Origin of the sequence: Gelidibacter algens (assembly GCF_001678675.1) — a bacterium.
GTDB classification, from domain to species: Bacteria; Bacteroidota; Bacteroidia; order Flavobacteriales; family Flavobacteriaceae; genus Gelidibacter; species Gelidibacter algens.
The window spans coordinates 1-14,438 of record NZ_LZRN01000016.1; the positions used below are offsets into that span (position 1 = coordinate 1).

Genomic DNA, 14,438 nt, shown 5'->3' on the forward strand with positions numbered 1-14,438 from the left:
GGTCAAGTCTTTAAGAAGGAAAGAAATCCTATCAATTCTACAACTACTAATGCTTAAGAATTATCTGGGAAAGAAAAAATAGTGGAATTGAAGAGTTGATAAATTCATTTGTTCTGCATCTAAATGAATTAATTACACCTAATAACCTAATTTTTCAAGTTAGAGTTTCAGAACTCATCGTACTTGGATAAAATATGTACTCTTTTACCTGGTTTTGATTTCTTACTAAAACAATATAAGAACTTAGCCGATGAAGGAAGTGTTGATATAGAACTGCTTCAAATGAGCTCAAAACCTATCGGATTTAGTCAAATTACAAGTCAAGCTAAAAGAAAATATATTTATTCTAATGACAATTTAATATTACAGCTCAAAAATATATTTTTTTCAGACCAAAGTCATATGTACTATAGTGAGACTTATGGAACGAAGCACCCTAACTTATTTGATTTAATAACAAAAAGAAAAAATAGTCATAGACGATTTTGAGAATTACCAAAAAGATACAATTCAAAGTCTCATTAAAGATGGTTACCTAAAAATCAATAAGGAAAACATAATAGAAATAGAGAAAATCACTTTTATATATATCATCAAGGAATTACATAGAAATGAATTATTAAATTATTGGCATTACCCAAAATTTGTGAGGGATGAAATCGACTTGTTAATTCGAGATAAAAAGGTCTTAACCGAAAACACTCTTTTTTCTAAAGAAGAAGTAAAATATTTTAATTTTCATCTTAATAAAAAGACATATACAAACGGTTACGACCTGAGGAATAAATATTTACATGGAACAAATACACAATCTGAACAAAAACATGAAAATGATTATTACTTAATACTTAAAATAATAATCCTTGCTCTATTAAAAATTGAGGATGATATTTTGATAAGCACTAATCCCGTTCGTCATATATAATATTTTCTTATACCACAAATTACTTCCCCGCAAAAAACGCCGCCAAGTTCTCACTTTGGGCTAAAACCTTATCAGCCTCCAATTTGGCTAAATCTGGTGGATAGCCGTAACGCATCAAAATCTTTTTAACGGTAAGTCGTAATTTGGCACGGACATCATCTCGATTCTGCCAATCTACTGTTGCATTATTTCTCACGACATCAACGATGGTATGAATGAGTTCTCTCATCTTTTCATCATCGAGCATTTTTGTAGAATCATTTTGAGATAGCACGGTGTAAAACGCATATTCTTCAGGCGTCAATTTGAGTTCTTCACTCTTTTGGTCTTCCAAGCGCATTTCTTTAGCCATTTCAGAAAGCTCTGCGAGGACTTGTGCCGAATCAATTTGGTTGTTGTGGTATCTTTTAACGATGGACTCTAACATCTCTGAAAAACGCTTCCCTTGTGCTATATTCTTTACTTTACGTACTCTCACTTCATCACTCAGTAATTTTTTGAGTAATTCATAAGCAACGTTCTTTTGTTGCATATTTTTTACTTCCAATAGAAATTCATCTGAAAGTATACTAACCGATGGACTTTCTATTCCTGCGGCTTGAAATAGATCTATAATACCATCACTGCCTAACTTGTCGTCAATGATTTGTTTGACGGCAGTTTCTACTTCATAATCTGAAATAACATTATTCCCAGAAAACTTATTGATTCTACTTTTAATCGCTTGAAAAAATGCAATGTCATCTTTAATCTGGTTTGCTTGCGGACTTGGAACAGACATCGCATAAAGCTTAGACAATAGCGTCACTTCTTTTAAGAAACGATCTTTCAGTTTTGGCGTTGCTAAAATAAAGTTTTGTGCACCTAAAATAATCTGTAAACGCTATGAGACTTCCGATGTAAAATAACTTCTGTAATCAAAACCCGAAAACATTTGCTCGACCACTTCAAACTTCTCAAGCATTCCTGCAATGGCTTCTCTAATATCCACAATTGGACTGCCTTCGCCACCGCTTTGTAAATAAACTGCCATAGCATTTCGAAGGTCTTGACCGATGCCAATATAATCCACAATTAAACCGCCCGGCTTATCTCCGTAAACTCGGTTTACTCGGGCAATGGCTTGCATTAAATTGGCACCCTGCATTTTCTTATCGACATACAAAGTGTGTAAACTTGGCGCATCAAAACCTGTAAGCCACATATCACGTACAATAACCAATTTTAGGGAATCATTTTTATCTTTCATTCGCAACGCCAATTCTTTGCGTTGCTTTTTGGTGGTATGATGGGGTTGAAAAATAGGAAGGTCATCAGAAGAGCTGGTCATAACAACTTTAATAGTACCTTGAGTTAAATCGTTACTATGCCATTCAGGACGCAATGCAATTATTTCATTATAAAGTAATACGCAAATTCTGCGTGTCATTCCGACGATCATTGCTTTGCCATCAAACACTTCTTGGCGGGCTTCAAAGTGAGCAACTAAATCTTTAGCAATATCTATAATGCGTTCAGGATGCCCGATTACTGCTTCAATGGTGGCAGTTCTCTTTTTTACGTATTCCAATTGTTCTTCAGAAACGTGTGCAATAGCGTTTATTTCTTCATCGATAGTTGCAGCAGTTTTTTCATCCAGCTTGATTTTTACCAAACGTGATTCATAACTAATTGGCACGGTTGCACCATCATCTACTGCTTGTTTAATATCGTAAACATCTATATACTCGCCAAAAACGGCAGGTGTGGACTTGTCTTCTTTTTCTATGGGCGTTCCTGTAAAACCAATGTACGAGGCATTGGGTAGCGCATCTCTTAAATACTTGGCATTACCATACCGAATTTCACTGCCTTCATCGGTTTCAACTTCACGCGCTTTAAAACCGTATTGACTACGGTGTGCTTCATCGGCAACCACTACAATATTGGTGCGCTCAGATAGGGTATCAAAAACATTGCCTTCTTCTGGCGAGAACTTTTGAATGGTGGTAAAAATAACGCCACCGCCACTAACGTTTAATAGTTCTTTAATGTGTTCTCTGTTTTGCGCTTGCACCGGGCTTTGGCGTAATAATTCTTTACAGTTTCCAAAAGTGGAAAAGAGCTGATCGTCTAAATCGTTTCTATCGGTAAGTATGACGATGGTTGGATTTCCCATTGCGGGATGCGTTACTATTTGACCGCTATAAAACACCATCGACAGCGATTTTCCTGAACCTTGTGTATGCCAAACTACCCCAATTTTACGATCGCCATCTTCAGCGTGTGTCGCTCTTATGGTTTGGGTTACTGCTTTTTGAACGGCATAATATTGATGATAGGCGGCTACTTTTTTAATTTTGACTTGAAATATCAAGCCTGTGCTTTTATCCTTTTTTTCTTCTTGCTCAAAAACGGTACAATAGCGAATAAGTTCCACCAAGGTTTTTTTATTGAGCATATGCTCTGTAAGAATTTGTAGTTCTGTTCTAGGATCATTAGGATTTGGAATAGGGGTTTTCCAACTCAAAAACCTTGAAAAAGGTGCGGATAAGCTTGATGTTTTAGCTTCAATACCATCACTAATAATGCAAATGCTGTTGAAATAAAAAATACTAGGGACAGCGGTCTTGTAATTCTGTATTTGTTGATGGGCTCTTAGCAGGGTCGCCTTCTTATCTGTTGCATTTTTAAGTTCTGCAAAAACTAAGGGTAAACCGTTGACGAAAATGACCACGTCAAAACGCTTTTCATTATTGTTTTCTTTAACAACCAATTGATTGACTGCCCAAAAACTATTGTTTTCTGGCTGAACCACATCTAATAATTTGATATTAATCCCGCGTGTTCTGCCATCTTTATGATATTCTACCGTAACGCCATTTGTTAGATAGGTATGAAAACGCTCGTTGTTTTCCATAAGATCTAAAGTGCCTAAGTTTTTCACTTTTTGGAAGGCTTCATTTCTCGCCATTTGTGAAACGTCTGGGTTTAGTTTTTGGATAGCAGCTTTTAATTGTTGCTCTAATAAAACTGACTCAAAACTCTCGCGTTGCGGATTCTTGCTGTAAGGTGCGATATCTGGTCCGTAATGATAAGTGTAGCCTTGCTCAATAAGTTGTGCTATAAACGCTTGCTCAATGCTGTCTTCAGTAATTTTAGTCATTTTTGGTCACGCTTTTTATTTCTCTGCTAATTGAATTGTTTCAATATTTTTAACCCGCAATTGCCCGCTCATTAATTTTGGTAATAAGGTGTCTCTGGTTTCAGATAAGTTTTTAATTGCTTCTTTATTTAAGGAAATTTTTTTTGTTGTTGAATTGGCTATTATTGAAAATTCATTAACTTTTTTGAAATCTATAGGTAGTGGTAATTCATAATCTGGTATAGCCTTTTTAGATAAATGTAAAACAGTAGTTCCATTTGAATATCCTACACAGTGGCCTTTGAACTTCCTGTCTTTCATTAAGTAATATAGAAACGATGTTGAAATATCTTTATGATTTGGTATAACTTTTACCAAGTCCATAGTAATAAACATTCTATTAAAACCACCGTTATCAAAAATAAATGCAGGATTTCCAAGAACTTCTGCATCTTGTGTTAAATCAGTGTGAGCGACTACTAAATCGCCAATTACAACTTCTTGAGTAACTTTAGGATTTCCTTTAAATGGTTTAAATCCTCTTGTTTGAAAACCACCACTTCTATCAAAGCTTTTTAACGTTACCAACGCTTCGTCGCTTTCATCTACCAATTCTTTCCCTTTATAAGAGTAACCATTGATAGATTTTACTAACTCACTTAATTTAAAAGTTTTCCAACCCTCAGGCAATTCATCTCCAATTTGATACTTCCCAAACCATTCTTTGAAAATAGTTTGTGCGGTTTGTTCTAAGGTTTCGTTTTGAGCGCGTAGGTTTTCTATTTTGTCATCAAAAGCAGTTAAGACTTTGGCAATGGCTTTTTGTTCTGTGAGCTGTGGAAACTTGATAGGGATACTTTTCAGAATACCCGTGTTTATTGAAGGCATTGTAGCACCAACTGAAATTTTAAAAATGAAACTTCTAAATCTGGGTTGTCTAAAAAAATAACTCAAATATTTTGAGTCTACTTTTTTTGTTGGTCTAACGGATAACATTCTCGAAGAAAACATCCATCCATCTTGATTTTTAGAAACGTATGCACTTAGATCAACTGAACCAACACGAGTAAAAACGATATCTCCTTCTTTTAATAAATATTTTGACAACCTGTCTCTATCTTCAATAGTAACACTTGGATAATCAAAATCTTTAATTTTGAAATCTTCAATATGTTCAACTGTAATTACAGGTGTACCTCCTGTTATATATTGCTCATTTTTCAATTGACTACCAAATGGTCCTGTCTGAACCTTAGAAACCTCGCCTAAAGTAGTTTTAGTCCAATTTTCAAATAAATCGTTTTCTTCTTGACTCATAATGCAAATCCAATATTGGTCACGAATAAATAAAAATGCTTCACGTCAAATCAAGCTCGCTTGAATTTGAAAGTGAAGCATTTTTATTTTCATCCCGAAGCGCCGGGAGAAACGCTTTGAGGTCTACAATCCCTTTCGCTAAAATCACTTCGTTGTTTTATTTGATTAAAGTCTTTACAATCGGATAGAGACGAGACAATCTTTACCTAGCTCTCACGTTGTTCATTCCCTTTTAAGGAATTAGACCAACTTCCCGCTAATTGAAAACAGTTATAACTAAAATGGCCAATACAAATTTGTATTGGCCATCTCTATATGCACTGAAATTTAGTAGCACTACTGCTATTTTTTAATAAACTTTCTAACGCTTGAGTTATTTTGATCGTCGGTGATGATCAAGTGATAGATACCATTTGCTAATTGTGACACATCCAAACTGTTTGAATCAGACAGTTTATAACTGTTTGTATTCAATTTTCTACCTTGGATATCAATAATATCTAACCTGACATTTTCCAAATTTAAACCTGCAATATTTAGGTTCTGGGATACAGGGTTAGGGTATAGCTTAAAGGTGTTCAGATCAGATTCATTAACAGATAAAGGCACCATAGGTAGGGCAATCAAGTTACCTCCAGCTGGGAGTGCTACCCAGATTCCGAAAGCAGGACCGTTACTGTTTTTTGACGGATCGAGAAACCCTGAGGCTAATGCTGTTACCGCAGCACCTTGTAAATTTAAAGTAGCTAAAGGCATTTCATAGGTTGCTACCACGACTGCTCCTGAAGCATCCTTAACCTCAATAACATAATCATCTGTTGCTAATTCAAGATAACCCTGAAACTCACCGTAGCTAATGTCATCAACTAGAGTTCCTTCGCCAACACCTGTTTCAACAATGTCAACCGTTGGGGCGTCAGTACCGCCATGGTGTACCAAAATATCGGTATTGCTGCCGGTTGTTGCGGTTTCTCTTCCCATAGCATACACATTCAATCCGAAAGGTTGATTAGGTTCATAACCTGATGGGCTTACAATACCATCAGCGACCACAATATAAGTTTCGTCAGCGGTAAGTGTCACAGGAAAGGCCGCAATGGCATCAGCAACTGAAGTGCTGTTTGCAGGAGCGACGGCAATGTTGATTTGTGTATCCGCAGGCAAATTTAAAAATGGAGTTGCGGTTCTAAACGTAAAGTCATCGATGGCAAGTTCGCCATTGACATAAACATCCACTTCAGCAGCGGCTGCATCTGGTGAATTGTGGACAACTTGCACACGCGCTATTTTACTTGTAGGTAATGGAATTAAGGCTCCACCAGAAGCTTTAGCAACCCAAATTCCAAAAGCTGGTCCATTACTGTTATTTGACGGGTCCAAAAATCCTGAAGCTACAGCAGTCACTGCGGCTCCATTGAGATTAAGAGCGGCCAATGGCAAATCATACGACCGTACTGTAGTCTCTCCAGAGGCATCACGTACTTCAATTTTGTAATTGGCTGTTGGGAGTATAATATAATTTTTGAATTCCCCGTAACTGATATTGTCCACAAGCGTTGTTGGCCCATCGGTGCTCACTCTCACAACATCTACCGTTGGTGCATCGGTGCTGCCGTGATGAACTAAAATGTCTGTATTTGGGCTTACTGTAGCGACAACTCTTCCAAAAGGATAAACATTTAAAATGAAAGGTTTTGCGGGTGCATACCCGGTTGTACTTAAGATACCGTCTGCAATAATAACATACGTTTTACTAGGTTCGAAGGTAAAATCCTGTTCATAAACAAATGCTGCTGAAGACGTGCTGTTTGCGGGAGTAATTTTTATGTTTAATGGTGTACCCGAAGGTAGGTTTAAGAATGCTGTTGCATTCCTGAATTTGAAATTAGCAATGACTATGGCATCATTCAAATAGACGTCCACATTTTCAAGAGCCGCATCGGGAGAGTTGTGAATTACCTGAACCCTTGCGGTTTGGGATTGGGTCACTTGAAAAAAGCCAAGTGTTAAAGTAAAAATGAGTAATAGTTTTTTCATAGTTTCACAGGTTTTATTTAAATAGAAATTGTAAAGCTAATCATAATAGACTATACTTATAAAAATAAGCGATAACTACTAAAATTAAGCGTTGTAGTGTTCAATTACAATAATGTATCGGATTTAATAAACAAGTTGTAGTCTTGAGAATTCATTCAAATTAGTGCGGTCCTAAGATATAGTCGACGCAATTTTTATATGAATGAGGCGGTGATTAGGATTTTTTGCAGCTCGTCTCTGGCATAGGGGGCAATGGTTTGAAAGGAGATGAGCTTAAGGTAAGTAAAACTTTTATCGGTGAAGTGAGCACGGAAGCTACTATGACAGACTTTTAAGAAGGAGCTATTATAATTACTTATAACCACTAGTTTGCAATAAAGATCGCAAGAATTTGAGGTGCAATCACCCCTAAAATTGTAAAAAATAAACGTTGCGTTGACTTTAGACGTGCAGGTTTGTGGAAGATAATTACAATCTGAAGACTGCTTGTACAAAATGTTGCCAGTGATTGTTGTCGAATTCGCGATTTTTCGCATTGACCGCAAATTTTGCTGTGGTCTGAAGCCGTACCCCAAAATACTCGCTGAACCAATATGCAGCACCTACTGATATGTTGCCCGAGGTGTTCAATTCATCAATGGTAAATAGGCCAACCCCTGCACCAACATACACATCCAACCAATCCTCCTCCGGAAAGATATAATCCGTAAAATACCATTTAAAATTGGTGTTTGTAGAGAAATAAGTCAAGGTTTTGTCTGGCGTGCCGTTGTCAATAGCGACACCTTTTTTAAAACCGTTGAAACTCAAATCCTGTTCAATAGCGAATTCTCTGGACCATTTGTTTTCAAAGGCTACAGCGAATGGTGTTCTGAATGCGAAATCTCCTAAATTCTCCACAGGATTTCTTGTTCCCAAATTTCCAACAGCATTAAATCCTGCACTAAAATACCAACCTGTGTCAAATCTTTGCGCTTGGGAACTCCATGCCATAAGGCCGATAAACAAACAAATAACCAATTTTTTCATAAGAGAACTTTGCTCAAAAATAACTTATTACATCAAGATTACAAAACATCGCCATCAAGTTTTTGGATAATTTACTTTTTTTGAGGATTAAGCTTATTTCTTAGCACGTGCATACGATAACTTTTGTTGCCAACTAATAAGTTAAGTCGTTCTCCTACAGCATCTAGTAAGTATAACGTTTTTTGACAATAGTGGCCCATTTTGGGATGTGTCAATTTATACCTATAATACGATTTTATAAATTTGGAATAGCCATTGGTTTGAAAGGGCTTAAGTTCAGGAAAATAGAGGCTTGAGAGTTCTAAAAAGCACTGCGCATGTTTCTGAGATGATAAAACATGGAGCAGTTCTTTGTTCTGATGAAGTTCCAAAGCCAAACAATCATAGACGCTCTTAAACTTAATGTATCCAAAAAGATGCGCTTTATCATTGATCTGCGATGTGAAAATGGCAATGCGAATAGCATCTTCAATAGATGGAACGAAGATGCCTTCTATATGCTGCTTTTTTTGAAGTACGGAGGTAGTGTCAATGAGCAATCTATACTTATGGACTAAAGTTTCATGGTGCAATTCAACGGCACCCATTTTTTTAGGATGGATTTGCCGTGAGAGATGACGGTAATTTTTCTGTATATAATTAAAGGCCACTGTTTGGGTGTAACCATTCACTTCAAGAAGGGTAAAGGCCTGTTGCACTTGGTTTGGTGCTACTAAAATATCAATGTCGCCAATCATCCGTTCGGCACGATCCTTAAAAGTATGGCCCGCAATAAGCGCCAACCCTTTTATAAAAACATGGTCGATTTGTGATTTGTGAAACAGTTCTGAAATGGCGTGAGCTTCGGTGATTAAAACCTCATTTCTGTTGCGGTTGATGGCTGTTAATTCTTCCAAATACAATTCTAGATCTTTCGGAATATAGGACAGCAACCCTTTTGCCCTGAGTTGGCAATACAGCGCTGGAAGCATCAAATGCTGACTGGCGATGGTGACCACTGCATCCCAATTGGTCTCAGTAGTATTAAAAAGGGACATAAGAGCGACACCATTAGTCTCAAAACTTAAGATGTCAGCCATAAGCTGTAATGTGGAATGCGCGGAAGTCTTGGTCAAAGTTATGATTTAAGCATTTTCAAAAATAACCAACACAACGGACATTTAATGAATTACCTTTTAAATAACTCAGAAAATTTCGAAACTGCTACCGCATTGTCCGCATAGGTAAGCTCATAACAGGTGAGTTCTTGTAGCCATTCTAAAAACAGTGCCGCATTGGGTGCCAGAGGTGATAGCCAAGATTCCGGGATCAAGGTTTCCAAAATTTTCTCTGTCGGTACGGCTTTCAAATGTGACGTCGCTGTGGGGTCATAGTTTACATAGACGATTTTTGTACATGGTAAATGCGACACGGCACTGTTAAAATTTTGAGCAGGCGGAATATATTTGATAGGAACCGCCTTTGAGGTGCTTTTATAAATAGGATACTGCTCAAAATCAGGATACAGTTTTTCTAAAATCTCAAAGGCGCCTTCTTTAATGGAGATGCCTGATGGCACCCGATACAGTTCTTTTGTCTCTGCCAGTAACGGCGTGAAATCATCCGCGAGGAGATCAAATCCGTGGGCCATGAGTACTGCAGATAAAGTGCTTTTCCCATTCCCGGAGGCGCCAATAATCATAATGGCTTCCTTAGCATTACACACTGTGGAGGCATGAAAGGTGGCGATCCAATCCGCTTCAGTTTTGTTGTAAAGTGTGTTGATCAGCTGTAATGAGAATTGGCCTTGCAAGAGGTGGTATTCTGAGGGTGAATACTGTCCAATATAAGCTTGGTTTATGAAGAGATAGCTCAAATTATCTTTTTCAAAGATATCCACTACAGTATTGGAAGTTTTATTATCATCACCTGCTGTGTGGGAGTATTGCGGGTGGATTAAATTTTGAAGTTTTAAGGACCCATAATTAATCTTTAAGTTTGTAGTGCCAAAAGCATAGTGAACCGCATTTTCTATTTTTGGAACCGCTGGTAGCGTTTTAATTTCAGTGTTCTTTTCTGTGACGGTGTTGACACTGTTAAGTAGGGTGCTGATTTCAGTGTAATAGGTTGCAGCAAGCTCTGGAGATATATGGTCGTGCCTTTGTAAATGCCTAATAAAAGAAGCTTTGTTGGGGGTTGTCAGAAACACATCCATTATATGTTTGATAGTCTCTGAAACAACCAGATATTGATTGGATTTTTCAAACCAAAGTATGAAACTGTTTGCCGTTTGAGAAAAATGTGTTGGGCTGATGTTATGAAATTTAGAACGCTATAGTTAAGGGATGTCAAAGGGTCCACCACCCGGATCGGTTGGTGTTGGGGAAGCTTGTGCGGCTTTCAAAGGTTCCAATATCAAAAAAGTACCCACTGCGGTAAGGGCGGCATATTTGCCCAGTCGCTGAAGTGCTTCTTTCCTAGATATTCCAACTGCGGAAATTTTCTTTTCCATGTCATAAATATAGTGATTTTTATAAGATACATAATGTCTATAAAAATAGTTTTTTTGAATTCCAAAAAAACCAAACTACCGTCTCGTATTCAAAAGAAAAAGCGCACCTTTTTAAGGTGCACTCTCCGTAAGAACTGAGTCAATGGTTTTGCATACAGACTTCTGCGTTTTTTCGTGGGAACGATGCTTCTGCTTCACTTTATCAACGCCTATAGCCATTTGAGACAGGTCCATTTAACTGTCAGTAGTATTTTAATTTAACTTAACCTTGCTCATTAACTGGGCGTGGATGTTAATTGCGCTTTCTCTTATGGACATGCTTAGTGGCAGCTGATGCAGTTTTTTAGTTGCTGCCAATAAAAGGGTTGATACAATAAGCCAAGAGATCAAATCCGTGGCAGATCTACATCTAAAACTGCTGCACGTGCATATTGGAGGTGCTTTAATTGCGGAAGGAATGCTGAACCGTAATTGACGATCAGATCAACATGGCCAAATTTATAAAAATTTACCTCATCAGTATTGAGGTAAAATGGAGTGGCTCGGTTTTTATTTGTGGCTTGAGATGCGTAATTGAACTGTCGAGGAGTACGCTAATTTCTTTTGTAGTAAACGTCAGGCTAGAATTTGAAATATCTTCTACTGTAAATGTGCTCTAAAAGCAGACTTGGTAGAAGATTTTAAATACGTTTCAACACTATTTTTTACAGCTTCTGCTATAACGAAGTATTGATTGGTTTTTTGAATCCTTAGCACATAACTTGACCACAGTTAAATCACCATATGTGCGGCTATTTTGAAACTCAACTAAGTAGTGGTCACTAAATCAGCACTATCAAGGAAACACTTCGCATTCTACACATGGTGGTGCATCGTGAGACGAAGCCTGTGCTTGTTTTGGATTTAGGATTAAAAAAGTGCCGACAGCCGTAAGCGCGGCATATTTGCCCATGCGTTGCAAGGCTTCTTTTCTAGTAATCTCAGATTTGGGTTGGTTCTTTTCCATTGTGCAAATATAGGGATGATTTTCAAAGATCTACCATCTTGCTAGGATAGTTAAAACAGAGCTCGTTTTCTAGTACTTAATGTAAAGCAAACGTGATATAACAATACGCTTTTGTAAGCTGCGGCCATCACGTTATTTCAGCATGACTTTTTGCGTTTTTTCTTGAGCTTTATTTTTCAATTTTACAATATATACACCCGTACGCAAATTGGACATGTCCACTTCATGGCTTTGGCTATTTCCGTTTAATTCTTTAGTGCTCATCAATCTGCCCTGTAAATCATAAATAGTTACTAAAGTATGTGATTGAAGTTGCCCCTTTACTATTAAAGTTCGAGACGTATTGTTAGTAAAAATTCGCACTATGTCAGTGTCAGTATTATCAGTTGATAAGGTCGTATTGGAAAAACGAAGATAAAAACGTCCTGTGGAAGCCAAATTTGATTCTGCTGTAAAAATATAGTCAGATGAATTCAATAACGTAAAAGTGTTTTTTAAGTTGTCTTCTAAATACACTTCAGTGCCCTCTGGCAATATGGATTCAGCAATGCTTAATGTAATTTGTTGTCCTGAAGCTGCATTGACACCCAAAGGAACAATCACATCGTTTTGAAGATCTTCAAAGTTTAGAGATTGTATAGCCATATCGTCACCTTCATTATTTTCAACTAAATGAGAGTATACTGCGAAAGCTGGTGCGGTACCTCCATAAATACTCGCGTCGTATCCTGCGTCCATACCTTTTGATGATGCGTCATTAAAATACAACTCTGTACGGTACTGTTGTGTATGGCTAGATATTTTTAAATTCACGAAACCTAGTTTATAGGCGTCGCTGGTATTTCTGCCTAAAATAAAATCGTCTGTATTTCCCGTGGTGCGCATCTCTGGGGTAAATATGATCGCTCCAACATCATTTTTGGATGACAGAAAGAAGCCTTGGCCTGGAGTGATACGAGCGTTTTCTTGATTATAAGGTAAGGTAGCCAAATTAACAATTGTCCACCCGTCAGAGGATTTTCCATCAAAGCCATAAATAGCAGCTGCAGTAGGAGAAAGTTGCGATACGTTAGCTTTTAAAAATGTTTCAGTATCAATATAAGATGGATATGGGTTTCCGACTAAATTCCAAGATTTAGAATAAGGTCCAGATTTGTAAATATTTACATTTACAGGTGCTGTGTTGACCTTTCCGGTGAAGGTGAAAGCGCTATTGTCAGAAGAAGCTGTTCTGTACCCCATTCCAGCTTTCAAAGGGGTGTTCTCCGTATTTGAGTAGTTTACAAAAGTACCTGTAGTCTTGTTGAAAACACCAAAAAGGAATAACGTATTAGTTGCGTTGCTAATTATATTTGGATTTTTAGTGCGGAAGGTATCAAAAGTCTCATCTGATACTGGTGCTGAAACTAGATCATTGCCTCCTTTTTGAGTGTTGATATGGCGTTCGTACTTTGTAGTTCCCGTCACAGTGCCGTTTACAATTAAACTGGAATACTGTGTTGAACTTGACTCTAAAGTGACGTTATCAGAAGTAATTAAGTTGCCATTGACCGTAATAGATCCTGTATTCTTGACCACAAGACCAGCACCTGGAGCAACCGTAAAGTTTTTTGCTTTGATATTATTTGTTACGATATACATCCCCTTTTCTATCAATATATCCTTAGTGCCGGTGTTCTCTTCTGGAGCACTAGGCGACCATTTGGTGCCATTGTAAACTAATCCTTCATATGTTACCGTACCTTCTAGTATGATCCCTGTATGTTCAAGTTGAAGGATGTTGCCCAAGCCACCTTCAATGGCAAGTGTGCCGTCCTCAGACTTTTTTCCACCTTTAGCTTTATAGCCATAGAGCCTAAAAATAATGATACCCCCTTTAGCACTGAGGTCGGTAGAGATAACAGGAGATTTTCCAGAGTCTTTTCCGTTCTTATCGAAGTAGATATCTTTTGTGAAATTATCGGCATTGGTTCTTATGCTGACCTCTTTTGGACCTTTCCCATGACCAGAGGCACCCTTCCCGTTGCTTGCATCGGTAGTATAATCAATTTGTAGGCTAGTGATTTTAATTTCATAACCAGGCGCTGCTGTAACAGACCATTCTATATAATCATTGACATCTAAAGTCTGGTCAGTTGTCCAACCACCACTGTTAAATGTAGCACCGCCAGCATCTATAAGTCCAGGACCTCTGGATAAAGCTGTTGCGGTAATAGTGCCATTTAGAGTCTTGGCGGCAGGGGTAGATGTCCCTGAAAAAGCTGCAATCTCTCGGCTTTGGCTACATATAGACATGGAGAGTGAAAAAATAAATAAAGAAGTAATTAGTGTTCTCATTGGTTAAGCGTCTTTTCGATTAGGAGCTGCAAAAGTAGCACGTCATCCTTGCTACAATTGCATTTAATTGATGTAGGTAAAGGGATAATCGATAAGTTGAACACACGTGTAAATTTTAGCGATGAAAAACAAAAAATCCAATCACTTATTCTAAAAGCGATTGGATTTTTCG

General features: G+C 37.6%; 11 protein-coding genes. 1 reads left to right on the top strand and 10 read right to left on the bottom strand.

From position 1 onward, the window contains the following. Positions 1-183 precede the first annotated feature (183 nt). Entirely contained in the window at positions 184-489 is a 306-nt protein-coding gene (locus A9996_RS09345; protein ID WP_066433633.1) for a hypothetical protein, read from the top strand. Positions 490-944: 455 nt separating this feature from the next. Here the strand turns inward: A9996_RS09345 and A9996_RS20240 are convergent, their stop codons facing one another. From A9996_RS20240 to A9996_RS09385, 10 genes are all read right to left on the bottom strand, one after another. Next, positions 945-1,799 carry a DUF3387 domain-containing protein gene (locus A9996_RS20240; RefSeq protein WP_211272647.1) on the bottom strand — a complete coding sequence of 285 codons (855 nt, stop codon included), beginning with the start codon at positions 1,797-1,799 and terminating at the stop codon, positions 945-947. A gap of 9 nt (positions 1,800-1,808) precedes the next feature. Further along, a complete protein-coding gene (locus A9996_RS09355; RefSeq protein ID WP_211272644.1) occupies positions 1,809-4,070 on the bottom strand; it encodes a type I restriction endonuclease subunit R in 2,262 nt (753 codons plus the stop codon). 15 nt (positions 4,071-4,085) lie between these two features. After that, positions 4,086-5,366: a restriction endonuclease subunit S gene (locus A9996_RS19625; protein ID WP_083993903.1), complete on the bottom strand. Its 1,281-nt coding sequence runs from the start codon at positions 5,364-5,366 to the stop codon at positions 4,086-4,088. 342 nt (positions 5,367-5,708) lie between these two features. Then, complete coding sequence (locus A9996_RS09365; RefSeq protein WP_066433639.1) at positions 5,709-7,403, bottom strand: DUF4397 domain-containing protein; 1,695 nt, start codon at positions 7,401-7,403, stop codon at positions 5,709-5,711. A gap of 468 nt (positions 7,404-7,871) precedes the next feature. Next, complete coding sequence (locus tag A9996_RS09370) at positions 7,872-8,432, bottom strand: hypothetical protein (protein ID WP_066433642.1); 561 nt, start codon at positions 8,430-8,432, stop codon at positions 7,872-7,874. Positions 8,433-8,503: 71 nt separating this feature from the next. Further along, positions 8,504-9,547: a nucleotidyltransferase family protein gene (locus A9996_RS09375; protein WP_146608944.1), complete on the bottom strand. Its 1,044-nt coding sequence runs from the start codon at positions 9,545-9,547 to the stop codon at positions 8,504-8,506. Between the two features lie 53 nt (positions 9,548-9,600). Then, on the bottom strand, positions 9,601-10,620 hold the full coding sequence (locus tag A9996_RS09380; protein WP_146608945.1) for a phosphoenolpyruvate carboxykinase (ATP): 1,020 nt from the start codon (positions 10,618-10,620) through the stop codon (positions 9,601-9,603). A gap of 129 nt (positions 10,621-10,749) precedes the next feature. Beyond that, positions 10,750-10,923, bottom strand: coding sequence for a hypothetical protein (locus tag A9996_RS20110; protein ID WP_169817246.1), 174 nt, complete (start codon positions 10,921-10,923; stop codon positions 10,750-10,752). An 835-nt stretch (positions 10,924-11,758) separates the two neighbouring features. Then, positions 11,759-11,929: a hypothetical protein gene (locus A9996_RS20115; protein ID WP_169817247.1), complete on the bottom strand. Its 171-nt coding sequence runs from the start codon at positions 11,927-11,929 to the stop codon at positions 11,759-11,761. Between the two features lie 132 nt (positions 11,930-12,061). Continuing rightward, complete coding sequence (locus tag A9996_RS09385) at positions 12,062-14,266, bottom strand: T9SS type A sorting domain-containing protein (protein ID WP_066433648.1); 2,205 nt, start codon at positions 14,264-14,266, stop codon at positions 12,062-12,064. Positions 14,267-14,438 lie beyond the last annotated feature (172 nt).

What these genes read in the sequence shown, in the direction of transcription:
- A9996_RS20110 (WP_169817246.1), bottom strand. Translation starts at nt 10,923, where the DNA reads ATGGAAAAGAAAATTTCCGCAGTTGGAATATCTAGGAAAGAAGCACTT.
- A9996_RS09355 (WP_211272644.1), bottom strand. Translation starts at nt 4,070, where the DNA reads ATGACTAAAATTACTGAAGACAGCATTGAGCAAGCGTTTATAGCACAA.
- A9996_RS09365 (WP_066433639.1), bottom strand. Translation starts at nt 7,403, where the DNA reads ATGAAAAAACTATTACTCATTTTTACTTTAACACTTGGCTTTTTTCAA.
- A9996_RS19625 (WP_083993903.1), bottom strand. Translation starts at nt 5,366, where the DNA reads ATGAGTCAAGAAGAAAACGATTTATTTGAAAATTGGACTAAAACTACT.
- A9996_RS09385 (WP_066433648.1), bottom strand. Translation starts at nt 14,266, where the DNA reads ATGAGAACACTAATTACTTCTTTATTTATTTTTTCACTCTCCATGTCT.
- A9996_RS20115 (WP_169817247.1), bottom strand. Translation starts at nt 11,929, where the DNA reads ATGGAAAAGAACCAACCCAAATCTGAGATTACTAGAAAAGAAGCCTTG.
- A9996_RS09370 (WP_066433642.1), bottom strand. Translation starts at nt 8,432, where the DNA reads ATGAAAAAATTGGTTATTTGTTTGTTTATCGGCCTTATGGCATGGAGT.